The following is a 21,988-nucleotide window of genomic DNA, read 5'->3' on the forward strand; positions in this document are numbered from 1 at the left end:
GTTTTTTTATGCCTGCAGTTCGGTGGAGGGCGCGACGTAAGGTTCGAATTCCACGCGATTCCTGCCATTTTTCTTGGCGCGGTACAGGGCCCGGTCCGCGGCCTGAAACAGCAGCTCGGGCACGTCATGGTTTACCGGCAGATGCGTGGCGACACCGATGCTGACAGTGATGGGCGCTGTGTCGTCAGCGAACGGCGGCAGCGCTTCAATCGCCAGGCGCAGCTTGCCTGCAATGACACAGGCACCTGCCTTGTCGGTTTCCGGAAGCACCACCATGAATTCCTCACCGCCGTAACGCGCGGCCAGGTCACCGGGCCTGCGGATACTGGCGGCCAGTGTCTGAGCAACGCTGCGCAAGGCGACGTCGCCGCCATGATGCCCGTGCCGGTCATTGAACGCCTTGAAGTGGTCCACGTCGATCATCAGCAACGCCAGGGGCCTTCCCGAACGCATCCCGCGAGTCCACTCCTGCTTGAACACTTGGTCCAGCCTGCGCCGATTGGCCAGACCGGTCAGCCCGTCCGTTGACGCCAGCGCGGCCAGCTCGCGCTCGGCATTCTGGCGCAGGCGCAGCTGGCGGCCCAATAGCCACGACAGCCAGAGAATCCCGATGCACAGCAAACCTGTGGCGCCCGCCACCAGCAACGCGTTGCGTTTCCACACGGCGTAGACATCGTCCCGCGATTGAGCGACCACGACGATCAACGGCAAGTCTCCAACCCGTGAGAAGGTGTAAAGCCGCTGTGCGCCGTCGAGCTCGGACACCGCCGCAAAGCTGCCGTTTACCTCTCTGAGAATGCGTTTGAAGTTGGGCCGCATGCTGAAGTTCTGGCCGATGAAAGTCCGGTTGTTGTCATCGGGTTGCCGGGCCAGCATCACGCCATCCGCGCTGAGCAGGTTGACGGTGCTCGTGGGGCCGATGTCCAGGGTGCGAAACAGTTGATCGAAGTACGACAGGCGCATTGATGCACTGGCAATGCCGACGAACTGGCCGTTGTCGGAGGGGAGGCGGCGACTGAAACTGATGCACAGGTCCTTGAAGCCCCAGCGTGACAGGAAGGGCCCGTCGACCACCAGCGCCAGCGAACCGCTGTCCCGGTGTTTCTGAAAGCCCGGCCGGTCGGAAAAGTTGTCCAGCCGAGGCGTCAGCGAGGTGGAGTCGGCGACGATGCGCCCGGTTTCATCCAGCAGCACCACATCGCCCTTAAAGGGCGCCGCCGTGGCCCGGTCGAAGAGCACCAGTTGCCGTAACTCCGGCGAGATCGTCATCACGTCGGGTCGTCGCCATGCAGTGATCAGGCCCTGAAGTGAGGTGTCGTACAGCTCGGCGTTACGCTGCACATCTGCGTCGATCAACTGCACCACGTTGTTTGCGGAGCGCACGGCGGCTTCGTTGGCCGTGCCCAGCTCCCGAAACAGCAACGAAGTCACGATGGCTAAGATGGCTGCCACCGCCAGGGTGCTCCCCAGCATCAGCATCTTCTCGGACCTTGATCTGACCCCTCGCGCTAATGGAGGCATGGCTGTCAGTGGCATCGCTCATCTCTGACGGTAATGGACGCGTCGGGCAGCGGTAAGGCTTATTCGCCTTCGTCGAACTTGTTATTGATCAGTTCGACCAGTCCTGCCAGCGCGGCATCGGCTTCTTCACCTTCGGTGGCCAAGTGAATCAGGGTGCCCTTGCCGGCCGCGAGCATCATGACGGCCATGATGCTTTTGCCGTCGACCATGGTCTCCTGCGTGCGACCTACCCTGATCTGGCAAGGGTACTTGCCGGCGACGCCCACGAATTTGGCGGCGGCCCGGGCGTGCAGACCCAGCTTGTTGATGATGGTGATTTCTAGAGCGGGCATCGCGATGGAGGTCCTTTCAGCTTAGGTCGCGGTGGCGGACCTGAACATTCTTGAGCGATTGCTGCAGCACCTGACCCAGACGTTCGGTCAGGTAGACGGAGCGGTGGTGTCCGCCGGTGCAGCCAATGGCAATAGTAACGTAGGCGCGGTTGCTGGCGGCGAAGCGCGGCAACCACTTATTGAGGTACGAAAAGATGTCCTGGAACATTTCTTCGACGTCCGGTTGAGCCGCGAGGTAATCGGCAACCGGCTTGTCGAGGCCGGACTGCTCGCGCAGCTCGGGCTTCCAGTACGGATTCGGCAGGCAGCGCACGTCGAACACCAGGTCGGCGTCCACGGGCATGCCGCGCTTGAAGCCGAAGGATTCGATGAGGAAGGCAGTGCCCGGCTCGGGTTTGTTCAGCAGGCGCAGTTTGAGAATGTCGCGCAGCTGGTAGAGATTCAGGTGCGTGGTGTCGACCGTCAGATCAGCCAAGTCGATGATCGGACCGAGCAGGGTTTTTTCGTCACGAATCGCTTCGGCCAGCGAGCGGGTTGCCGTGCTCAGCGGGTGACGACGGCGGGTCTCTGAAAAGCGCTTTAGCAGGGTGGCTTCATCGGCGTCGAGAAACAGCACGTCGCACTGGATGTGCCGGGCCCGAACTTCGGCGAGCATGCGCGGGAATCGCGTCAGGTGACTGGGCAGATTGCGCGCGTCGATCGAGACCGCCAGCAGGGGCTCAGCCAGTTCGGTGTTGATCAGCGCGCGCTCCGCCAGCTCTGGAAGCAGGCCGGCGGGCAGATTGTCGACGCAGTAGAAACCGCTGTCTTCAAGGACATCGAGGGCCGTGCTCTTGCCGGAGCCGGAGCGGCCGCTGACGATGATCATCCGCATGATCAGTGACCGTTCTGGACGTCGAGCACGACGCTGTAGAGCTCTTCGTCGGTTTTGGCACCGCGCAGGCGCTTACGCACATCATCACGGTCGAGCATGCTGGCGATCTGACGCAGCAATTCAAGGTGAGCATCGGTGGCCGCTTCCGGGACCAGCAACACAAACAGCAGGTCAACCGGTGCGCCGTCGATGGCGTCGAAATCGATGGGTTTCTCGAGATGCAGTACGGCGCTGACAGGCGTTGAGCAGCCCTTCAGGCGGCAGTGAGGAATGGCGATGCCATTACCGAATCCGGTGGAGCCGAGCTTTTCACGGGCAATCAGGCTCTCAAACACGACCTGCTCATCCAGATCGGGCACTTGCTTCCCGATCATGCTGGCGATGTATTGGAGTACGGCTTTTTTGCTGCCGCCTGGCACGTTCACGAGTGAACGGCCAGGGGTCAGGATATTTTCAAGTCGGATCATGGGTGGGGAGTGTCAGCGAGCAGTCGCGCCTTGCAGCAGACTTTGCTGTTTTTCCTTATGTTTTTTGAGTTGGCGGTCAAGCTTGTCGGCAAGCAGGTCAATGGCTGCGTACATGTCGTCGTGTTCGGCGTTGGCAACCACTTCAGCGCCAGGAACGTGCAAGGTGGCTTCGATTTTCTGCTTGAGCTTCTCGACCTCCATGGTGACCTGCACATTCGTGATCTTGTCAAAGTGGCGTTCCAATCGGGCGAGTTTCTCGCCGATGTAGGTACGCAGAGGTTCAGTCACTTCCAGCTGGTGTCCACTGATGTTGACTTGCATACAGCTTCTCCTTCGTTGCCAGTGCATTAAGAGGCAGGCGTAATGCCTGCCACTGGAACGCTTTGACGTGTGACCTTTACATCAGTCGCTTGCGTTCGCTGGACGGCGAGATCCCAAGGGATTCGCGGTACTTGGCGACTGTGCGACGGGCCACTTGAATGCCTTGTGCTTCCAGTAAACCAGCGATCTTGCTGTCACTCAACGGCTTTTTCTGATTTTCCGCAGCGACCAGTTTTTTGATGATCGCGCGAATCGCCGTGGACGAGCATTCGCCGCCTTCGGAGGTGCTGACGTGGCTGGAAAAGAAATATTTGAGTTCGTAGATCCCGCGCGGGGTGTGCATGAACTTCTGCGTGGTCACCCGGGAGATCGTCGATTCGTGCATGCCGACCGCTTCCGCGATGTCATGCAGAACGAGGGGCTTCATGGCCTCGTCACCGTACTCGAGGAAGCCTCGCTGGTGTTCGACGATTTGCGTGGCCACCTTCATCAGCGTCTCGTTGCGGCTCTGCAGGCTCTTGATGAACCAGCGAGCTTCCTGCAGCTGATTGCGCATGAACGTGTTGTCGGCACTGGTATCGGCGCGACGCACAAAACCGGCGTACTGCGGATTGACCCGCAGGCGCGGCACGGATTCCTGGTTCAGCTCCACTAGCCAGCGCTCGTTGTCCTTGCGCACGATGACGTCAGGGACGACGTATTCGGCTTCGCTGGACTCGATCTGCGAGCCGGGGCGCGGATTGAGGCTCTGGACCAGTTCGATGACCTGACGCAGGTCGTCTTCCTTGAGCTTCATGCGGCGCATCAGTTGCGCGTAGTCGCGGCTGCCGAGCAGATCGATGTAGTCACTGACCAGCTTCTGCGCTTCCGCCAGCCACTTGGTTTTGGCGGGCAGCTGGCGAAGCTGCAGCAGCAGGCATTCACTCAGGTTGCGAGCGCCGATGCCGGCAGGCTCGAACTGCTGAATGCGGTGCAGAACGGCTTCGATTTCGTCTAGCTCGATATCGAGCTCAGGGTCGAAGGCGTCGAGCATTTCTTCGAGTGTTTCGTCGAGGTAGCCCTGATTGTTGATGCAGTCGATCAGCGTCACGGCGATCAGGCGATCGGTGTCCGACATTGGCGCCAGGTTGAGTTGCCACAGCAGGTGGCTTTGCAGGCTCTCGCCAACGGAGGTGCGGGTGGTGAAATCCCACTCGTCATCGTCGTTGCTGGGCAGGCTGCTGGCACTGGTCTGATAGACGTCTTCCCACGCGGTGTCGACGGGCAGCTCGTTGGGAATGCGCTCGTTCCAGTCGCCGTCTTCCAGATTGTCGACGGTAGGCGCCGATTCCTGGTAGGTGGGTTCCTGAACATCAGCGTTGGGCTTTTGCTCTACGTTATCCGCCAAGGGGTCGGCGTTGTCGAAATCGTCGCCTTCCTCCTGCCGTTCCAGCATCGGGTTCGACTCCAGCGCCTCCTGAATTTCCTGTTGGAGATCCAGCGTCGACAACTGAAGCAATCGGATTGCCTGTTGCAGCTGAGGTGTCATCGTCAGCTGCTGGCCCATTCTCAAGACTAGCGAAGGTTTCATGGCAGGGCTTAACACCTTATTCGCCGGCGCACTGCGCGCCATTTACTAGCAGGGCGCCGAGGGCGCCAACTTAAGCAAATTATATGCCTGAAGCTGGAGGGTTTGCCTAGAGTGTGATGACAATTAAAAAACGAGGTTGGCGATGGCGCACATTGCGGGAACCGCACAACCTCATGTCATCACTGCGGTTACAGGCGGAACTCGTGACCCAGATACACTTCCTTGACCAACTGGTTGGCCAGGATGGATTCGGCGTCGCCTTCGGCAATCAGCTGTCCATCGTTGACGATGTAAGCGGTTTCGCAGATATCCAGCGTCTCACGCACGTTGTGGTCGGTGATCAGCACGCCGATCCCTTTGGCCTTGAGGTGGTGAATGATCTGCTTGATGTCGCCTACGGAAATAGGGTCAACACCGGCGAAGGGTTCGTCGAGGAGAATGAATTTCGGCGAAGTGGCGAGGGCGCGTGCGATTTCCACACGGCGACGTTCACCGCCCGACAGGCTCATGCCCAGGTTGTCGCGAATGTGGGTGATGTGGAATTCCTGCAGCAGGCTTTCCAGCTCCTTGCGGCGGGCAGCGCGATCGAGCTCCTTGCGGGTCTCCAGGATCGCCATGATGTTGTCCGAGACGGAGAGCTTGCGGAAGATCGACGCTTCTTGTGGCAGGTAGCCAATACCGGCGCGTGCACGGCCGTGCATCGGCTGATGGCTGACGTCCTGGTCGTCGATCAGGACGCGACCCTGATCCGCTTGAACCAGGCCGACGATCATGTAGAAACAGGTGGTCTTGCCGGCGCCGTTGGGGCCAAGCAGGCCGACGATCTGGCCGCTCTCGATGGACAGGCTGACGTCACGTACGACCTGGCGGCTTTTATAGGCCTTGGCCAGGTGCTGGGCTTTCAGCGTCGCCATTACTGGGCCTTCTGCTGGTCGGTTTTCTTTTTCGGCTGGATGACCATGTCGATACGAGGGCGTGGTGCGGTGACCTTGGTGCCATTGGCACGACCGGCGTTCACGACCTGCTTGACGGTGTCATAGACGATTTTCTCGCCTTCGGACGTGTTGCCGTCGTTGACCACTTTGGCCTTGTCGATCAGCACGATGCGGTTCTGGGCCGCGAAGTACTGGATAGTGACGCCCCAGGCCTGAACGATCGGCTTGTCCACCGATGGCTTCTGCTCGTAGTAGGCCAGGTTGCCCACGGACGTGAACACGTCCACGTCGCCCTGCGGTGTACGGGTGATGGTCACGGTGTTGCCGGTGATCTTCATCGTGCCCTGGGTGATGATGACATTGCCTTTGTAGGTGGCGATGCCTTGCTTGTCGTCCAGCTGCGCGTCATCCGACTGGATGTGGATGGGTTGATCGCGATCCGTCGGCAGAGACCAGGCGCTCGCGCTTCCCAGTGCTGCGCCCAGGCCGAGCAAAAAAGGAAGGGTTTTAACGAGCCTCATACTGTCCTCTTACGTTGGATAGCAGGTTCATCCTGCTTTCTTTCAGATACGCTTTCATACCCGTGCCGGTCGTTACACCGCCAAGGCCGTCGATTCTAACGGGTTGGGCAGTCTCCGCATATTGCTTCTGCGGGAATACAGTCATGCGGCTGCTGGTGATGATGGTGGTGCGGTCTTTTTCGTCGGTGCGGTTGATGCGCACCGAGTCGATCAGCTCGACGTGATCGCCCCCCGGCGACACTTCGGCGCGAACGCTCTGTACGTGCCACGGGAAGGTAGAACCTCGATACATCTGCAGCACCGGCGTGGTCATCAGGGTGACGTCGGTGGCTTTCAAGTGCTCGACCTTGTCCGCGGTCATGTCGTACTGCATCGTCCCGTCGGGCAGGTACTGAATACTGTGGGCGTTGGTCGCGTAGTAATCGACGGCGCTCTCATCCACGGCAGCCTTGGGTTGATCGAGGAAACTTTCCGGACTGATGTTCCAGTAGCCGACCGCTGCCAGCAGCAGTGCCAGCACACCGAACAGCAGAAACGTTCGAAACTTTTTGCTCAGCATAAATGCACTTCTATAGGTAGGCGGCGTGAGCCGCTTCGAGGTTGCCCTGAGCCTTCAGGATCAACTCGCAGAATTCGCGGGCAGCGCCTTCGCCGCCACGTGCCTGGGTAATGCCGTCGGCATGCTCGCGGACAAAGCTGGCGGCATTGGCAACAGCCATGCCCAGGCCCACCCGGCGAATGACCGGCAGATCAGGCAAATCGTCGCCCAGATACGCGACGTGCTCGTAGCTTAGATTCAGTTGCTGCAAAAGCTCGTCGAGGACCACGAGTTTGTCTTCGCGGCCCTGATAAAGGTGCGCGATGCCGAGGTTTTTCGCGCGCCGCTCAACCACGGGGGTCTTGCGTCCGCTGATGATGGCAGTCGTCACACCCGAGTTGATGAGCATTTTGATGCCCTGGCCGTCGAGGGTGTTGAAGGTCTTGAATTCACTGCCGTCTTCGAGGAAGTACAGGCGTCCGTCGGTGAGTACGCCATCGACGTCGAAGATCGCCAGTTTGATGTTCTTGCCGCGTTGCATCAGGTCATTCATATCGGCGCTCATTTACATGACTCCTGCGCGGAGCAGGTCTTGAAGATTGAACGCGCCAACCGGGCGATCGTTCTCGTCGACCACGATGAGTGCGCCGATCTTGTTGTCTTCCATGATTTTCAAGGCTTCGGCCGCGAGCATTTCCGGGCGCACGGTCTTGCCGTGGACGGTCATGACTTCATCGATGGTCGCCTGGCGTATGTCGATCGGGCGATCCAGGGTGCGACGCAGGTCGCCGTCCGTGAAGATACCGGCAAGGCGGCCGTCGCTCTCGAGGATGGCGGTCATGCCAAGCCCCTTGCGGGTCATTTCCATCAGCGAATCGCGAAGCGGCGTGCCGCGCGCAACCTGCGGCAGGTTGGCGCCAGTGTGCATGACATGCTCGACCTTCAGCAGCAGCCGACGACCCAGTGCACCGCCTGGATGGGAAAACGCGAAGTCTTCGGCGGTGAAGCCTCTGGCGTCCAGCAGCGCAACGGCCAGGGCGTCGCCCATGACCAGCGCCGCCGTGGTGGAGGAGGTGGGCGCCAGATTCAACGGGCAGGCTTCTTTTTCGACCCGCGCATTGAGGTTGACGTCAGCGGCCTTGGCCAGTGTTGATTCCGGGTTGCCCGTGAGGCTGATCATCTTGATGCCCAGCCGCTTGATCAGCGGCAGCAACGTGACGATTTCGGCCGTCGTGCCCGAATTGGACAGGGCCAGAATAATGTCGGCGCTGGTGATCATGCCCATGTCGCCGTGGCTGGCCTCGGCGGGGTGCACGAAAAAGGACGGGGTGCCGGTGCTGGCCAGCGTAGCGGCGATCTTCTTGCCGATATGCCCCGACTTGCCCATGCCTACCACGACCACGCGGCCCTGACTGCCCAGAATCATGTCGCACGCGTTGACGAAATCGGCATCTATATGCGCAAGCAAACCTTCCACGGCTTCTATTTCAAGGCGGATGGTGCTCTGTGCCGATTCAATCAGGTTGCGCGCATTGGACATATCGGAAGGGGTCGCATGGTGAAAGGCCGGGGATTATAGCGGCAATGTTCAAAAGCCTCACGCTTCATCGTTGCTGTTTGTTTAATGAACGGAGACGTCCTTCAGCAACAGCGTGATAAAGGCTGGCGGTGGGTACGAAAATTCCACACCGTCCTTAATACCCTTCTTTGTTTGCGACTCGACACGTTGGAGCTTGGGCGGCGTGCGACAGCGGTGGTATAGTCCGCCGCTTGTTCGGCCCCTCCAAAAGTGTGTCGTTCGTGAAGAACGCGGCATCTGAGAGACAGGTTGCATCGCAAGGAGTTTAGATGAGTGCCGATAACGCCTACGCGGTCGAGCTGAAGGGCGTTTCCTTCAAGCGCGGTGCGCGCAGCATCTTCAATAATGTGGACATCCGCATCCCCCGGGGCAAAGTCACCGGCATCATGGGGCCGTCGGGCAGTGGCAAAACCACTCTGCTGCGATTGATGGGAGCACAACTGCGTCCGAGCGCAGGTGAAGTCTGGGTCAATGGCCAGAATTTGCCGAAACTCTCGCGCAGCGATCTTTTCGATGCGCGCAAGCAGATGGGCGTGCTCTTTCAGAGCGGCGCGTTGTTCACCGATCTCGACGTTTTCGAAAACGTGGCGTTCCCGCTGCGGGTTCACACCAAGCTGCCTGAAGACATGATTCGCGACATCGTCCTGCTGAAACTGCAGGCGGTCGGACTTCGTGGCGCAGTCGATCTGATGCCCGACGAACTCTCAGGTGGCATGAAGCGCCGTGTTGCACTGGCGCGCGCCATCGCGCTGGATCCCCAGATCCTCATGTACGACGAACCCTTCGTGGGGCAGGACCCTATCGCCATGGGCGTGCTGGTTCGGCTCATCCGGCTGCTCAATGATGCGCTGGGTATCACCAGTATCGTGGTGTCCCACGACCTCGCCGAGACCGCCAGCATCGCCGACTATTTATATGTCGTCGGTGACGGTCAGGTGCTGGGGCAGGGCACGCCGCAGGAACTGATGGAGTCGGATAACCCTCGTATACGTCAGTTCATGACGGGCGATCCCGACGGGCCGGTGCCTTTCCATTATCCGGCGCCGGATTATCGCGACGATCTTTTGGGGAAGCGCTGATGCGCAGAAAGTCTTTAATGGATCGCGTACGCCTGATGGGGCGTTCGACGATCGATATGGTTGCAGTGCTGGGTCGTTCAGGGATTTTTCTGGTTCATGCGTTGCTTGGGCGCGGCGGAATCGGCGGCGGTTTTCAGCTGCTGGTTCGTCAGTTGCACTCGGTGGGCGTCATGTCCCTGGCCATCATCGTCGTGTCCGGGGTTTTCATCGGCATGGTGCTGGCGCTGCAAGGTTTCAGCATTCTCGCCAAGTACGGCTCCGAGCAGGCTGTGGGGCAGATGGTTGCCCTGACGTTGCTGCGTGAACTCGGTCCGGTGGTCACTGCTCTATTGTTCGCCGGTCGTGCAGGCTCTGCGCTTACCGCTGAAATCGGCAACATGAAATCCACCGAGCAGCTGTCCAGTCTCGAAATGATTGGTGTTGACCCGCTCAAGTACATCGTTGCACCGCGTCTGTGGGCAGGCTTCATCTCGCTGCCAGTGCTGGCGCTGATTTTCAGCGTGGTCGGCATCTGGGGTGGTTCATGGGTGGCGGTCGACTGGCTGGGCGTCTATGAAGGCTCTTTCTGGGCCAACATGCAGAACAGCGTTTCGTTTTCCGATGATGTACTCAACGGTGTCATCAAGAGCGTCGTGTTCGCTTTTGTCGTCACCTGGATTGCCGTGTTCCAGGGCTATGACTGCGAGCCCACGTCCGAAGGGATCAGTCGCGCCACGACCAAGACCGTGGTCTACGCCTCATTGGCCGTACTGGGCCTGGACTTTATTATGACCGCCTTGATGTTTGGAGACTTCTGATGCAAAACCGCACCCTCGAAACCGGTGTAGGCCTGTTTCTGCTGGCCGGGATCCTGGCTTTGCTCCTGCTCGCCCTGCGCGTCAGCGGTCTGAGCGCTAGCGCCAACACCGACACTTATAAACTTTACGCAAATTTCGACAATATCGCCGGTTTGACTGTCAGAGCGAAAGTGACCATGGCCGGTGTGAACATTGGCAAGGTCACTGCAATCGATCTGGATCACGATACCTTCACGGGGCGTGTGACGATGGAAGTGAACAAGCGGGTCAACAACCTGCCTTCGGATTCCACCGCTTCCATCCTGACCGCAGGCCTGCTGGGTGAAAAATACATCGGCATCAGTGTCGGTGGCGATGACCAACTGTTGAAAGACGGCGGCGTCATCCATGACACCCAGTCCTCGTTGGTACTCGAAGACCTGATCGGTAAATTCCTGCTCAATTCAGTGGGCAAAGACGCCAAATGAGGAGTTTTTTCATGATCTCGATTCTGCGCCGTGGCCTTCTGGTGCTACTGGCCGCCCTGCCTTTGTTTGCTAACGCAGCCGCGTCCGATTCCGCTCACGATCTGGTTGATCGCACCACCAAGCAGTTGCTGGCTGACCTGTCCGCCAACAAGGAAACCTACAAGTCCAATCCGCAAGCCTTCTACGATGCACTTAACGGCATCGTTGGCCCGGTTATCGACGCTGACGGCATCTCCAAAAGCATCATGACCGTGAAGTATTCGCGCAACGCCACCCCGGCGCAGATGCAGCGCTTCCAGGAAAACTTCAAGCGCAGCCTGATCCAGTTCTATGGCAACGCGCTGCTCGAGTATAACAACCAGGGCATCACCGTTTCCCCGGCCAAGCAGGAAGCGGCTGATCGCACTTCTGTCGACATGTCGGTCAAGGGCAACAATGGCGCGGTCTACCCTGTTTCCTACACCCTCGTCAAAATCGGCGGTGAGTGGAAAGTGCGTAACGTGATCATCAACGGCATCAACATCGGCAAGCTGTTCCGCGATCAGTTCGCTGACGCCATGCAGCGCAACGGTAACAACCTGGACAAAACCATCGACGGCTGGGCTGGCGAAGTCGCCAAAGCCAAGCAGACCTCGGAAAGCTCCAGCGACAAGGTCGTCAAATGAGTCAAGCGTCCGTAACTGCCGCTGGCGGCGGAGAGCTGATGCTCTCCGGCGTGATCGACTATCGGACCGGCCCGGCCTTGCGTGAGCAGGGCGCGGCGCTGATCAAGTCAAATACCGCTGCAGCCCTGACGCTCGATTGCTCCGGCGTCGAGAAGTCCAGCAGTGTCGGCCTGGCTCTGCTCCTTGCGTTCATGCGTGATGCGCAGGCCGCAGGCAAGTCGGTCACCGTCCGCGCGTTGCCTGAGGATATGCAGGAAATCGCCCAGGTCTCCGGCCTGACCGAGCTGTTGCAGCATCATTAATTGCTTTCATCGATCAAGCCCCTTGTCCGGCCCCTGCAAAGTAGGGTTCGCAACGAGAGGGCTTTTTTGTATGATGGCCGACCCGCGCGCGTAGGGCGCCGATTGAGGTTAAGCATGCAGGCCGTAGAAGTTAAAAGCTTCCTGGAAGCTAAGTTGCCAGATATCCAGGTCGAAGTTGAAGGCGAAGGCTGTAATTTCCAGCTGAACGTGATCAGCGACGAACTGGCCGCACTGAGCCCGGTCAAGCGCCAGCAGCAGATTTACACGCATTTGAACCCATGGATCGCCGATGGCAGCATCCACGCGGTCACCATGAAATTTTTCAGCCGCGCTGCGTGGGCCGAGCGCACCTGAGCCAACACGGCGTCGAGATTCCAATGGACAAACTGATTATTACTGGCGGCATTCGTCTTGATGGCGAAATCCGCATCTCCGGGGCGAAAAACTCTGCCCTGCCGATTCTCGCAGCCACGCTGCTGGCTGATGGTCCTGTGACCGTCGCCAACCTGCCGCACCTGCACGACATTACCACCATGATCGAGCTGTTCGGTCGCATGGGCATCGAGCCGATCATCGACGAGAAGCTCAGCGTCGAAATCGACCCGCGCACCATCAAGACCCTGGTCGCTCCGTACGAGCTGGTGAAAACCATGCGTGCGTCGATCCTTGTTCTGGGTCCAATGGTTGCCCGCTTCGGTGAAGCCGAAGTGGCACTGCCTGGCGGTTGCGCCATTGGTTCGCGTCCGGTCGATCTGCACATCCGTGGTCTTGAAGCCATGGGCGCGGTCATCGACGTCGAAGGCGGTTACATCAAGGCCAAGGCGCCGGAAGGCGGGCTGCGTGGCGCCAACTTCTTCTTCGATACCGTCAGCGTGACGGGCACCGAGAACATCATGATGGCCGCTGCCCTGGCAAACGGCCGCAGTGTCCTGCAAAACGCCGCGCGTGAGCCTGAAGTCGTCGACCTGGCGAACTTCATCAACGCCATGGGCGGTAAAGTCTCTGGCGCCGGTACCGACACCATCACCATCGATGGCGTCAAACGCCTGGGTTCGGCGACCTATCGCGTCATGCCCGACCGTATCGAAACCGGCACCTACCTGGTGGCGGCGGCGGCAACCGGCGGCCGTGTGAAACTCAAGGACACCGATCCGACGATTCTCGAAGCGGTACTCGAGAAGCTGCGTGAATCCGGCGCCGAGATCACCACCGGCAAGGACTGGATCGAGCTGAATATGCACGGCAAGCGTCCGAAAGCGGTCAACGTGCGCACTGCACCGTATCCAGCTTTCCCGACCGACATGCAGGCGCAGTTCATCTCGCTTAACGCCATCGCCGAAGGCACGGGTGCGGTCATCGAGACCATCTTCGAAAACCGCTTCATGCATGTGTATGAAATGCACCGCATGGGCGCGCAGATCCAGGTCGAAGGCAACACCGCGATCGTCACCGGCTGCACCAAGCTCAAGGGCGCGCCAGTGATGGCGACCGACCTGCGTGCTTCGGCGAGCCTGGTCATTTCGGCGCTGGTTGCCGAAGGCGACACGCTGATCGACCGCATTTACCACATCGACCGTGGTTATGAGTGCATCGAAGAAAAACTGCAGATGCTGGGCGCGAAGATCCGTCGCGTTCCGGGCTAGTCAGCAGCTGCGCGTTCGCCCGTGTCGATCTGATCGACGCGGGCGACGTGCCTGGCCATAGCGCCAGGATTTTCTGATTCGTTCCACTCTGGCTTCTTGAGCCGGAGGTAGTCGGGCGCCAGTTGCGACCCGGCACGCGCTGCTGATAAGGACTGACGTTTCCCATGTTGACCATCGCATTGTCCAAGGGCCGCATCCTCGACGACACCTTGCCGCTGCTCGCTGCGGCGGGCATTGTGCCGACCGAGAATCCGGACAAGAGCCGCAAGCTGATCATCCCGACGACCCAGGCCGACGTGCGCCTGCTGATCGTGCGTGCCACTGACGTGCCGACCTACGTTGAGCACGGTGCTGCAGATCTCGGCGTCGCGGGCAAGGACGTGCTGATGGAATACGGCGGGCAGGGGCTGTATGAGCCGCTCGACCTGCAAATCGCCCAGTGCAAGCTGATGACTGCAGGTGCAGTCGGCGCCGTCGAACCCAAGGGTCGGCTGCGTGTGGCGACCAAGTTCGTCAATGTTGCCAAGCGCTACTACGCCGAACAGGGCCGTCAGGTCGACATCATCAAGCTGTACGGTTCCATGGAACTCGCGCCGCTGGTAGGCCTGGCCGACAAGATCATCGACGTCGTCGACACCGGCAACACGCTGCGTGCCAACGGCCTCGAACCTCAGGACATGATTGCCCACATCAGCTCACGGCTGGTGGTAAACAAAGCATCCATGAAAATGCAACACGCCCGCATTCAGTCGCTGATCGACACCCTGCGCGCTGCCGTGGAGTCGCGACACCGCGGTTGACTGCATCGCGTGACCCTCATCAGGATCACGCCCAGCTATCCGTGTCATAGCCAAATTTCTCAGGTGCCCGCGCGGATGGCTTGCTAGCTTAGGCATCTGCCTATACGCGGCATCTGAGAAATCGCCATTCATTGAGGCCCACGCTATGACCACTCCCAACGCTATTCGCCGACTCAACGCTGCCGATCCGGACTTCGCCCGTCATCTGGATCATCTGCTGAGCTGGGAAAGTGTGTCTGACGACTCGGTCAATGAGCGTGTGCTCGACATCATCAAGAACGTGCGCGAGCGCGGCGATGCGGCGCTGGTGGAATACACCCGTCGCTTCGACGGCCTGGACGTTGCGTCGATGGCCGACCTGATTCTGCCGCGCGAGCGTCTTGAGCTGGCACTGACCCGCATCACGCCGGCCCAGCGTCGGGCCCTCGAAAAAGCGGCTGACCGTGTGCGCAGTTACCACGAGCGGCAGAAGCAGGATTCCTGGAGCTACACCGAGGCCGACGGCACCGTGCTGGGCCAGAAGGTCACTCCGCTGGATCGCGCCGGGCTGTACGTGCCGGGCGGTAAAGCGTCTTACCCGTCTTCGGTGTTGATGAACGCCATTCCGGCCAAGGTCGCCGGCGTAGGCGAGGTGGTCATGGTCGTGCCGACACCTCGCGGTGAGCTCAATGAGCTGGTACTGGCGGCGGCTTGCATCGCTGGCGTCGATCGCGTGTTTACCATCGGCGGCGCCCAGGCGGTTGCGGCGCTTGCGTATGGCACCGAAAGCGTCCCGCAGGTGGACAAGGTCGTCGGGCCGGGCAACATTTACGTGGCCACCGCCAAGCGTCACGTGTTCGGCCAAGTGGGCATCGACATGATCGCCGGCCCGTCGGAGATTCTGGTGGTGTGCGACGGCCAGACCGACCCCGACTGGATCGCCATGGACCTGTTCTCCCAGGCCGAGCACGATGAAGACGCCCAGGCGATTCTGGTCAGTCCGGATGCCGAGTTCCTTGATCGCGTCGCCGCCAGCATCGCCAAACTGATGCCGACGATGGAGCGCGCGGAAATCATCCAGACCTCGATCAATGGCCGCGGCGCCTTGATCAAGGTGGCCGACATGACCCAGGCCATTGAAGTCGCCAACCGGATTGCGCCGGAGCACCTGGAGTTGTCGGTGGCTGATCCTGAGGCCTGGCTGCCGCAGATTCGCCACGCCGGCGCGATCTTCATGGGCCGCCACACGTCCGAAGCGCTGGGCGACTACTGCGCCGGTCCCAACCACGTGCTGCCGACGTCGGGCACCGCACGGTTCTCGTCGCCGTTGGGCGTGTACGATTTCCAGAAACGCTCATCAATTATTTTCTGCTCGGAGCAGGGTGCGTCCGAACTGGGCAAAACGGCCTCGGTGCTGGCACGCGGCGAGTCATTGACTGCCCACGCCCGCAGCGCCGAATACCGCATCGTCGACACCGAACAAGAGGGCAACTGAACATGAGCAAATTCTGGAGTCCCTTCGTCAACGACCTGGTGCCGTATGTGCCGGGCGAGCAGCCCAAGCTGACCAAACTGGTGAAGCTCAACACCAACGAAAACCCCTATGGCCCGTCGCCCAAAGCGATCGACGCCATGCGTGCTGCGGTCAGTGACGACCTGCGCCTGTATCCCGATCCCAACAGTGACGTGCTGAAGCAAGCCGTAGCGCGTTACTACGGCGTCGACGCCAATCGCGTGTTTCTCGGCAACGGCTCGGACGAGGTGCTGGCTCACGCGTATAACGCCTTTTTCCGGCAGGACAAACCGCTGTTGTTCCCGGACATCAGTTACAGCTTCTATCCGGTGTACTGCGGCCTGTATGGCGTCGACTACGAAGCCGTGCCGCTGGACGAGCAGTTTCAGATTCGCGTCGAAGATTACGCGCGTCCCAATGGCGGCATCATTTTCCCGAACCCGAATGCACCCACGGGCTGTCTGTTGGCCCTTGATGCCGTCGAGCAGATACTCAAGAACAGCCCGGATTCAGTGGTGATCGTCGACGAGGCGTATATCGACTTCGGTGGCGAAACCGCGATCAGTCTGGTGGACCGCTATCCGAACCTGCTGGTCACTCAAACGCTGTCCAAATCGCGCTCCCTCGCCGGGTTGCGAGTGGGCCTCGCGGTGGGGCATCCGGACCTGATTGAAGCGCTGGAGCGGGTCAAGAACAGCTTTAACTCGTATCCGCTGGACCGCATGGCCATTGTCGGCGCAGCAGCGGCATTCGATGACCGCGAGTATTTCGAGCACACCTGCCAGCGCGTCATTGCCAGCCGTGAAGCGCTTGTCGAGCAGTTGGAGGGCAAGGGCTTCGAAGTGCTGCCCTCGGCCGCGAACTTCATCTTCGCCCGCCACCCCCAGCACGACGCTGCGGCTCTGGCGGCGAAGGTGCGGGAGCAGGGCGTGATCGTGCGCCACTTCAAACAGGCGCGCATCGCGCAATTCCTGCGCATCACCATCGGCACGCCCGAACAGAATCAGGCGCTGGTGGATGCGTTGGGGGACTTGTCGAACTGAGTTGACGGTTGCCTAACGGCAACCGATCAATTCTCCGCCGCAGGCGCCGTTGTCTGCGGTGGACGCACGCCCACTTCGGCGGTCAGTTTCAATTCCTTGCCGTTGCGCATGACCTGAATGGCAATCTTGTCAGTGGGTTTGGTGCGGGCCACCTGATTCATTGAGCGACGGCCGTCGCCCGCCGGTTCGCCGTTGATGCTCAAGATCACATCACCCAGTTGCAAGCCTGCCTTCTGCGCCGGGCCGTCGCGGAAGATCCCGGCGACCACGATGCCCGGACGATCCTTCAGCCCGAACGATTCCGACAACTCCTGAGTCAGCGGCTGTACCTCGATGCCCAACCAGCCGCGAATCACTTGGCCGTGTTCGATGATCGACTTCATCACCTCCAAGGCCAGCTTGGTCGGAATCGCAAAACCGATGCCTTGGGAGCCGCCGGATTTGGAGAAGATCGCCGTGTTGATCCCGGTCAGGTTGCCGTTGGCGTCCACCAGCGCGCCGCCCGAGTTGCCGGGGTTGATCGCCGCGTCGGTCTGAATGAAGTCTTCGTAGGTGTTGAGGCCCAGTTGGTTTCGGCCGGTGGCACTGATGATGCCCATGGTCACGGTCTGGCCAACGCCGAACGGGTTACCGATGGCCAATGCAACGTCGCCGATGCGGATAGCGTCGGAACGGCCAAGGGTAATGGAGGGCAGGTTCTTGAGGTCGATCTTCAGCACCGCAAGGTCGGTCTCGGGGTCGCTGCCGACGACTTTGGCTATCGTCTCGCGGCCGTCTTTAAGCGCGACGACAATCTGGTCGGCGCCGGAGGTCACGTGGTTGTTGGTCAACAGGTAGCCTTCCGGGCTCATGATCACCGCCGAACCCAGGCTCGACTGCATGCGCTTTTGTTTGGGCAGGTTGTCGCCGAAGAAACGACGAAATTGCGGGTCGTCGAACAGCGGATGGTTGGGTTTGTTGTTGTTATTGACCATCTTGGTCGTGTACAGATTGGCCACGGCCGGGGCGGCGTTGCTGACAGCGTCCGCGTACGAGACCGGCCCCTGTTGCACGAAGGTCTGTTGCGGCGCTTGCTGCAGGTTCACGTCCTGGCTTGGCAGCCCAACCCATTGGGGATAGCGCTGGATAATCAATAAAGCGATAAGCACACCAGCGAGCAAGGGCCAGCCGAGAAAACGCAGCGCTTTGAACATTGAGCGGAGTCCTGAAGGTAGAAGCGCCTAGCTGCGCCATAATGGCCGGCATTATACGAGGACCGACACGGTCTGGACTGCATATTTAGGAGACTTTTATGGCGGTTGCCTTGAGCACCCTGGTGGAAGAAGCGGACCGCTATCTCGGTAGCGCACGCATTCAGGATTATTGCCCCAACGGCTTGCAGGTCGAGGGCCGGCCGCAGGTCAGCCGAATCGTCTCCGGTGTCACCGCGAGTCAGGCGTTGCTGGACGCAGCCGTGGAGGCCAATGCGGATCTGGTGCTGGTGCATCACGGCTATTTCTGGAAAGGCGAGAATCCCTGCATCACCGGCATGAAGCAGCGTCGGCTGAAGACGCTGCTCAAACACGACATCAGCCTGCTGTCCTATCACCTGCCTCTCGATTTGCATGCTGAGGTAGGCAATAACGTTCAACTCGCCCAGCAACTGGAGATCACCGTCGAAGGCCCGCTGGACCCGGACAACCCGCGCATCGTCGGGCTGGTGGGCTCACTCAGCGAGGCCATGACCCCACGGGATTTCGCCCACCGCGTCCAAACCGCTCTGGGGCGCGAGCCGCTGTTGATCGAAGGCGACGGCATGATACGCCGGGTCGGCTGGTGCACCGGAGGCGGGCAGGGCTACATCGATCAAGCCGTGCTGGCCGGCGTGGACCTGTATTTGAGCGGTGAAGCGTCCGAGCAGACCTTTCACAGCGCCCGGGAAAACGGCATCAGCTTCATTGCCGCCGGCCATCACGCCACCGAGCGTTATGGTGTGCAGGCCCTGGGTGATTATCTGGCGCGGCGCTTTGCTCTGGAGCATCTGTTCATCGACTGTCCGAACCCGATTTAAAGCGTCTGAGGGTCCAAAGCATGAGGTATATGGTTAGATCGTTTCGATCTATCCCCGCCGCTGAATAGAATCAGGCCCCATGATAAAGTGCCTCGCTCGATAGAGCCCGCAGGCTCTCCATACACGTACGTTATCCCGTGAGTAACCATGGTCGACAAACTGACGCATCTGAAACAGCTGGAGGCGGAAAGCATCCACATCATCCGCGAGGTCGCTGCCGAGTTCGATAACCCGGTGATGCTGTACTCCGTCGGTAAAGACTCTGCCGTGATGCTGCATCTGGCCCGCAAGGCCTTCTTCCCGGGCAAGCTGCCGTTCCCGGTGATGCACGTCGACACCCGCTGGAAATTCCAGGAGATGTACCGCTTCCGCGACAAGATGGTCGAGGAAATGGGCCTGGACCTGATCGTGCACGTGAACCCGGACGGCGTCGCGCAGGGTATCAACCCGCTGACCCACGGCAGCTCGAAGCACACCGATATCATGAAAACCCAGGGCCTCAAACAGGCCCTCGACAAGCACGGTTTCGATGCCGCGTTTGGCGGCGCCCGCCGTGACGAAGAGAAATCCCGCGCCAAAGAGCGTGTGTATTCCTTCCGCGACACCAAGCACCGCTGGGACCCGAAAAACCAGCGTCCCGAGCTGTGGAACGTGTACAACGGCAACGTCAATAAAGGGGAGTCGATCCGCGTGTTCCCGCTCTCCAACTGGACCGAGCTGGACATCTGGCAGTACATCTACCTCGAAGGTATCCCGATCGTCCCGCTGTATTTCGCCGCCGAGCGCGAAGTCATCGAGATGAATGGCACCTGGATCATGATCGATGACGACCGCCTGCGTAATCACCTGTCCGACGAGGACAAGAAGCGCATCGTCAAGAAGAAGGTCCGCTTCCGCACACTGGGCGACTACCCGTTGACGGGCGCTGTCGAGTCCGAGGCCACCAGCCTTACCGACATCATTCAGGAAATGCTCCTGACGCGAACTTCCGAGCGCCAGGGCCGGGTCATCGACCACGATGGCGCAGGCTCCATGGAAGAAAAGAAACGTCAGGGTTATTTCTAATTAGGGTGTCTGAACATGTCGCATCAATCTGAATTGATCAGCGAGGACATCCTCGCCTATCTGGGCCAGCACGAACGCAAGGAAATGCTGCGTTTCCTGACCTGTGGCAACGTCGACGACGGCAAGAGCACGTTGATCGGGCGTCTGCTGCACGATTCCAAGATGATCTACGAAGATCATCTGGAAGCCATCACCCGCGATTCGAAAAAATCCGGCACCACCGGCGACGAAGTCGATCTGGCGCTGCTGGTCGACGGCCTGCAGGCCGAGCGGGAGCAGGGCATCACCATCGATGTCGCTTACCGCTACTTCTCCACCGCCAAGCGCAAATTCATCATCGCCGACACCCCCGGCCATGAGCAGTACACCCGCAACATGGCCACGGGTGCGTCAACCTGTGACCTGGCGATCATTCTGGTCGACGCCCGCTACGGCGTGCAGACCCAGACCAAACGCCACAGCTACATCGCCTCGTTGCTGGGCATCAAGCACATCGTGGTCGCCATCAACAAGATGGACCTCAACGGCTTCGACGAGAACATCTTCGAGCAGATCAAGGCCGATTACCTGGCGTTCGCCGACCGCATTGCGCTGAAGCCGACCACGATGGAATTCGTGCCGATGTCGGCCCTCAAGGGCGACAACGTGGTCAACCGGAGCGAGCGTTCGCCGTGGTACACCGGCAAGTCGCTGATGGAAATTCTTGAAACCGTCGAGATCGCCAACGACCGCAATTTCACCGACCTGCGTTTCCCGGTGCAGTACGTCAACCGTCCGAACCTGAATTTCCGCGGTTTCGCCGGCACCCTGGCAAGCGGCATCGTGCACAAGGGCGACGAAGTCGTTGTGCTGCCGTCCGGCAAGAGCAGCCGCGTGAAATCCATCGTCACCTTCGAAGGCGAGCTGGAGCATGCGGGGCCGGGTCAGGCCGTGACGCTGACCATGGAAGACGAGATCGACATCTCTCGTGGCGACCTTTTGGTGCATGCTGACAACGTCCCGCAAGTGGCCGACGCCTTCGACGCCATGCTGGTGTGGATGGCCGAAGAGCCGATGCTGCCGGGCAAGAAATACGACATCAAACGCGCCACGTCCTACGTGCCGGGTTCGATTGCCAGCATCACTCATCGTGTTGACGTGAACACGCTGGAAGAAGGCCCTGCCAGCTCGCTGCAGCTGAATGAAATCGGCCGCGTGAAGATCGCACTGGACGCGCCGATCGCCCTCGACGGTTACGACAGCAACCGCACGACAGGCGCATTCATCGTCATCGACCGTTTGACCAACGGCACTGTTGCGGCCGGCATGATCATCGCCAAACCCGTGGTTGCGGGTGGCGGGAGTCATCACGGCGCGCTGGCCCATGTGTCGGCAGAAGAGCGCGCTCAGCGCTTCGGCCAGAAGCCGGCGACCGTGCTGTTCAGCGGTTTGTCGGGTGCGGGCAAGAGCACGCTGGCGTATGCCGTGGAGCGCAAGCTGTTCGACATGGGCCGTGCGGTGTTCGTCCTTGATGGCCAGAACCTGCGTCACGACCTCAACAAGGGCTTGCCGCAGGATCGCGCCGGTCGCACCGAGAACTGGCGTCGTGCCGCCCACGTTGCGCGTCAGTTCAACGAAGCGGGCCTGCTGACCCTCGCAGCGTTCGTCGCGCCGGACGCGGGCGGTCGGCAGAATGCCAAGGCGCTGATCGGCGATGATCGACTGATCACCGTGTACGTTCAGGCGTCGCCGCAGGCCTGTCGTGAGCGTGATCCGCAAGGGCTCTACGCCGCCGACAAGGACAACATCCCGGGTGAATCCTTCCCGTATGACGTCCCGCTGGACGCCGACCTGGTCATCGACACGCAGTCGCTGAACGTCGAAGAAAGCGTCAAGCAGGTGCTGGACCTGCTGCGGACCCGCGGCGTGATCTAAGCGCCGGTCGCCG

General features: G+C 60.2%; 25 protein-coding genes. 13 read left to right on the forward strand and 12 right to left on the reverse strand.

From position 1 onward, the window contains the following. Positions 1-6 precede the first annotated feature (6 nt). The 11 genes from AC07RO_RS01000 to AC07RO_RS01050 all read right to left on the reverse strand — a co-directional run bounded on the left by AC07RO_RS01000 (position 7) and on the right by AC07RO_RS01050 (position 8,619). Positions 7-1,536, reverse strand: coding sequence for a sensor domain-containing diguanylate cyclase (locus AC07RO_RS01000; RefSeq protein ID WP_495085075.1), 1,530 nt, complete (start codon positions 1,534-1,536; stop codon positions 7-9). Positions 1,537-1,580: 44 nt separating this feature from the next. Next, complete coding sequence (locus AC07RO_RS01005) at positions 1,581-1,853, reverse strand: HPr family phosphocarrier protein (protein WP_192171790.1); 273 nt, start codon at positions 1,851-1,853, stop codon at positions 1,581-1,583. 16 nt (positions 1,854-1,869) lie between these two features. After that, positions 1,870-2,727 (reverse strand): RNase adapter RapZ, encoded by an 858-nt coding sequence (rapZ, locus tag AC07RO_RS01010; protein WP_192171789.1) that lies wholly within the window; start codon positions 2,725-2,727, stop codon positions 1,870-1,872. Between the two features lie 2 nt (positions 2,728-2,729). Beyond that, positions 2,730-3,194: a PTS IIA-like nitrogen regulatory protein PtsN gene (gene ptsN / locus AC07RO_RS01015; protein WP_463583381.1), complete on the reverse strand. Its 465-nt coding sequence runs from the start codon at positions 3,192-3,194 to the stop codon at positions 2,730-2,732. A 12-nt stretch (positions 3,195-3,206) separates the two neighbouring features. Then, on the reverse strand, positions 3,207-3,515 hold the full coding sequence (hpf, locus tag AC07RO_RS01020; RefSeq protein ID WP_037014798.1) for a ribosome hibernation-promoting factor, HPF/YfiA family: 309 nt from the start codon (positions 3,513-3,515) through the stop codon (positions 3,207-3,209). Between the two features lie 76 nt (positions 3,516-3,591). After that, a complete protein-coding gene (locus AC07RO_RS01025; RefSeq protein ID WP_192171787.1) occupies positions 3,592-5,085 on the reverse strand; it encodes an RNA polymerase factor sigma-54 in 1,494 nt (497 codons plus the stop codon). A gap of 188 nt (positions 5,086-5,273) precedes the next feature. Continuing rightward, complete coding sequence (gene lptB, locus AC07RO_RS01030; RefSeq protein WP_074884367.1) at positions 5,274-5,999, reverse strand: LPS export ABC transporter ATP-binding protein; 726 nt, start codon at positions 5,997-5,999, stop codon at positions 5,274-5,276. After that, entirely contained in the window at positions 5,999-6,541 is a 543-nt protein-coding gene (gene lptA / locus AC07RO_RS01035) for a lipopolysaccharide transport periplasmic protein LptA (protein WP_037014791.1), read from the reverse strand. The genes lptB and lptA overlap by 1 nt, the downstream gene beginning before the upstream one ends. Further along, the gene (gene lptC / locus AC07RO_RS01040; protein ID WP_192171786.1) at positions 6,528-7,100 is read right to left on the reverse strand and encodes an LPS export ABC transporter periplasmic protein LptC; all 573 of its coding nucleotides are present in this window, start codon (positions 7,098-7,100) and stop codon (positions 6,528-6,530) included. The genes lptA and lptC overlap by 14 nt, the downstream gene beginning before the upstream one ends. A 10-nt stretch (positions 7,101-7,110) precedes the next feature. After that, on the reverse strand, positions 7,111-7,644 hold the full coding sequence (kdsC, locus tag AC07RO_RS01045) for a 3-deoxy-manno-octulosonate-8-phosphatase KdsC (protein WP_346630830.1): 534 nt from the start codon (positions 7,642-7,644) through the stop codon (positions 7,111-7,113). Further along, a complete protein-coding gene (locus AC07RO_RS01050; RefSeq protein ID WP_282369013.1) occupies positions 7,645-8,619 on the reverse strand; it encodes a KpsF/GutQ family sugar-phosphate isomerase in 975 nt (324 codons plus the stop codon). Positions 8,620-8,927: 308 nt separating this feature from the next. Here AC07RO_RS01050 and AC07RO_RS01055 point away from each other — a divergent pair, with 308 nt between their 5' ends. The 10 genes from AC07RO_RS01055 (at position 8,928) to hisC (ending at position 16,946) form a co-directional block, all read left to right on the forward strand. Further along, positions 8,928-9,737, forward strand: coding sequence for an ATP-binding cassette domain-containing protein (locus AC07RO_RS01055; protein WP_122535907.1), 810 nt, complete (start codon positions 8,928-8,930; stop codon positions 9,735-9,737). After that, entirely contained in the window at positions 9,737-10,534 is a 798-nt protein-coding gene (gene mlaE / locus AC07RO_RS01060; protein WP_192171784.1) for a lipid asymmetry maintenance ABC transporter permease subunit MlaE, read from the forward strand. Before AC07RO_RS01055 ends, mlaE begins: the two co-directional genes overlap by 1 nt. Next, a complete protein-coding gene (gene mlaD / locus AC07RO_RS01065) occupies positions 10,534-11,001 on the forward strand; it encodes an outer membrane lipid asymmetry maintenance protein MlaD (protein WP_192171783.1) in 468 nt (155 codons plus the stop codon). The genes mlaE and mlaD overlap by 1 nt, the downstream gene beginning before the upstream one ends. 11 nt (positions 11,002-11,012) lie before the next feature. Further along, a complete protein-coding gene (locus AC07RO_RS01070; protein ID WP_282369007.1) occupies positions 11,013-11,666 on the forward strand; it encodes an MlaC/ttg2D family ABC transporter substrate-binding protein in 654 nt (217 codons plus the stop codon). After that, entirely contained in the window at positions 11,663-11,968 is a 306-nt protein-coding gene (locus tag AC07RO_RS01075) for an STAS domain-containing protein (RefSeq protein ID WP_282369005.1), read from the forward strand. Before AC07RO_RS01070 ends, AC07RO_RS01075 begins: the two co-directional genes overlap by 4 nt. 114 nt (positions 11,969-12,082) lie before the next feature. After that, positions 12,083-12,322: a BolA family protein gene (locus AC07RO_RS01080; RefSeq protein ID WP_065992095.1), complete on the forward strand. Its 240-nt coding sequence runs from the start codon at positions 12,083-12,085 to the stop codon at positions 12,320-12,322. Positions 12,323-12,345: 23 nt separating this feature from the next. Beyond that, positions 12,346-13,611, forward strand: a complete 1,266-nt coding sequence (gene murA / locus AC07RO_RS01085) for a UDP-N-acetylglucosamine 1-carboxyvinyltransferase (RefSeq protein ID WP_122536135.1) — start codon at positions 12,346-12,348, stop codon at positions 13,609-13,611. A gap of 164 nt (positions 13,612-13,775) precedes the next feature. Further along, a complete protein-coding gene (gene hisG, locus AC07RO_RS01090; protein WP_192171780.1) occupies positions 13,776-14,411 on the forward strand; it encodes an ATP phosphoribosyltransferase in 636 nt (211 codons plus the stop codon). Positions 14,412-14,556: 145 nt separating this feature from the next. Continuing rightward, complete coding sequence (gene hisD, locus AC07RO_RS01095) at positions 14,557-15,885, forward strand: histidinol dehydrogenase (protein ID WP_282368997.1); 1,329 nt, start codon at positions 14,557-14,559, stop codon at positions 15,883-15,885. Between the two features lie 2 nt (positions 15,886-15,887). Then, positions 15,888-16,946: a histidinol-phosphate transaminase gene (hisC, locus tag AC07RO_RS01100; RefSeq protein ID WP_282368994.1), complete on the forward strand. Its 1,059-nt coding sequence runs from the start codon at positions 15,888-15,890 to the stop codon at positions 16,944-16,946. A 26-nt stretch (positions 16,947-16,972) separates the two neighbouring features. Here the strand turns inward: hisC and algW are convergent, their stop codons facing one another. Continuing rightward, positions 16,973-18,139: a Do family serine endopeptidase AlgW gene (gene algW / locus AC07RO_RS01105; protein WP_192171777.1), complete on the reverse strand. Its 1,167-nt coding sequence runs from the start codon at positions 18,137-18,139 to the stop codon at positions 16,973-16,975. Between the two features lie 98 nt (positions 18,140-18,237). On the opposite strand from algW, the gene AC07RO_RS01110 reads away from it, so the two are divergent. From AC07RO_RS01110 to cysN, 3 genes are all read left to right on the forward strand, one after another. After that, positions 18,238-18,996: a Nif3-like dinuclear metal center hexameric protein gene (locus AC07RO_RS01110; RefSeq protein ID WP_192171776.1), complete on the forward strand. Its 759-nt coding sequence runs from the start codon at positions 18,238-18,240 to the stop codon at positions 18,994-18,996. Positions 18,997-19,143: 147 nt separating this feature from the next. Then, positions 19,144-20,061, forward strand: coding sequence for a sulfate adenylyltransferase subunit CysD (gene cysD, locus AC07RO_RS01115; protein WP_065992104.1), 918 nt, complete (start codon positions 19,144-19,146; stop codon positions 20,059-20,061). Between the two features lie 15 nt (positions 20,062-20,076). Next, complete coding sequence (gene cysN / locus AC07RO_RS01120) at positions 20,077-21,975, forward strand: sulfate adenylyltransferase subunit CysN (RefSeq protein WP_282368989.1); 1,899 nt, start codon at positions 20,077-20,079, stop codon at positions 21,973-21,975. The last annotated feature ends 13 nt before the right edge of the window (positions 21,976-21,988 follow it).

The organism is Pseudomonas sp. GW821-FHT07F05 (assembly GCF_059418765.1).

Bases quoted from the DNA above. Each gene is read 5' to 3' on its own strand.
- AC07RO_RS01005 (WP_192171790.1), bottom strand. From the start codon at position 1,853: ATGCCCGCTCTAGAAATCACCATCATCAACAAGCTGGGTCTGCACGCC.
- AC07RO_RS01055 (WP_122535907.1), top strand. From the start codon at position 8,928: ATGAGTGCCGATAACGCCTACGCGGTCGAGCTGAAGGGCGTTTCCTTC.
- kdsC (WP_346630830.1), bottom strand. From the start codon at position 7,644: ATGAGCGCCGATATGAATGACCTGATGCAACGCGGCAAGAACATCAAA.
- AC07RO_RS01110 (WP_192171776.1), top strand. From the start codon at position 18,238: ATGGCGGTTGCCTTGAGCACCCTGGTGGAAGAAGCGGACCGCTATCTC.
- algW (WP_192171777.1), bottom strand. From the start codon at position 18,139: ATGTTCAAAGCGCTGCGTTTTCTCGGCTGGCCCTTGCTCGCTGGTGTG.
- AC07RO_RS01075 (WP_282369005.1), top strand. From the start codon at position 11,663: ATGAGTCAAGCGTCCGTAACTGCCGCTGGCGGCGGAGAGCTGATGCTC.
- AC07RO_RS01070 (WP_282369007.1), top strand. From the start codon at position 11,013: ATGATCTCGATTCTGCGCCGTGGCCTTCTGGTGCTACTGGCCGCCCTG.
- rapZ (WP_192171789.1), bottom strand. From the start codon at position 2,727: ATGCGGATGATCATCGTCAGCGGCCGCTCCGGCTCCGGCAAGAGCACG.
- AC07RO_RS01025 (WP_192171787.1), bottom strand. From the start codon at position 5,085: ATGAAACCTTCGCTAGTCTTGAGAATGGGCCAGCAGCTGACGATGACA.
- mlaD (WP_192171783.1), top strand. From the start codon at position 10,534: ATGCAAAACCGCACCCTCGAAACCGGTGTAGGCCTGTTTCTGCTGGCC.
- ptsN (WP_463583381.1), bottom strand. From the start codon at position 3,194: ATGATCCGACTTGAAAATATCCTGACCCCTGGCCGTTCACTCGTGAAC.
- hisG (WP_192171780.1), top strand. From the start codon at position 13,776: ATGTTGACCATCGCATTGTCCAAGGGCCGCATCCTCGACGACACCTTG.
- murA (WP_122536135.1), top strand. From the start codon at position 12,346: ATGGACAAACTGATTATTACTGGCGGCATTCGTCTTGATGGCGAAATC.
- cysN (WP_282368989.1), top strand. From the start codon at position 20,077: ATGTCGCATCAATCTGAATTGATCAGCGAGGACATCCTCGCCTATCTG.
- lptB (WP_074884367.1), bottom strand. From the start codon at position 5,999: ATGGCGACGCTGAAAGCCCAGCACCTGGCCAAGGCCTATAAAAGCCGC.
- hpf (WP_037014798.1), bottom strand. From the start codon at position 3,515: ATGCAAGTCAACATCAGTGGACACCAGCTGGAAGTGACTGAACCTCTG.
- AC07RO_RS01000 (WP_495085075.1), bottom strand. From the start codon at position 1,536: ATGCCACTGACAGCCATGCCTCCATTAGCGCGAGGGGTCAGATCAAGG.
- lptC (WP_192171786.1), bottom strand. From the start codon at position 7,100: ATGCTGAGCAAAAAGTTTCGAACGTTTCTGCTGTTCGGTGTGCTGGCA.
- AC07RO_RS01080 (WP_065992095.1), top strand. From the start codon at position 12,083: ATGCAGGCCGTAGAAGTTAAAAGCTTCCTGGAAGCTAAGTTGCCAGAT.
- cysD (WP_065992104.1), top strand. From the start codon at position 19,144: ATGGTCGACAAACTGACGCATCTGAAACAGCTGGAGGCGGAAAGCATC.
- lptA (WP_037014791.1), bottom strand. From the start codon at position 6,541: ATGAGGCTCGTTAAAACCCTTCCTTTTTTGCTCGGCCTGGGCGCAGCA.
- hisD (WP_282368997.1), top strand. From the start codon at position 14,557: ATGACCACTCCCAACGCTATTCGCCGACTCAACGCTGCCGATCCGGAC.
- hisC (WP_282368994.1), top strand. From the start codon at position 15,888: ATGAGCAAATTCTGGAGTCCCTTCGTCAACGACCTGGTGCCGTATGTG.
- AC07RO_RS01050 (WP_282369013.1), bottom strand. From the start codon at position 8,619: ATGTCCAATGCGCGCAACCTGATTGAATCGGCACAGAGCACCATCCGC.
- mlaE (WP_192171784.1), top strand. From the start codon at position 9,737: ATGCGCAGAAAGTCTTTAATGGATCGCGTACGCCTGATGGGGCGTTCG.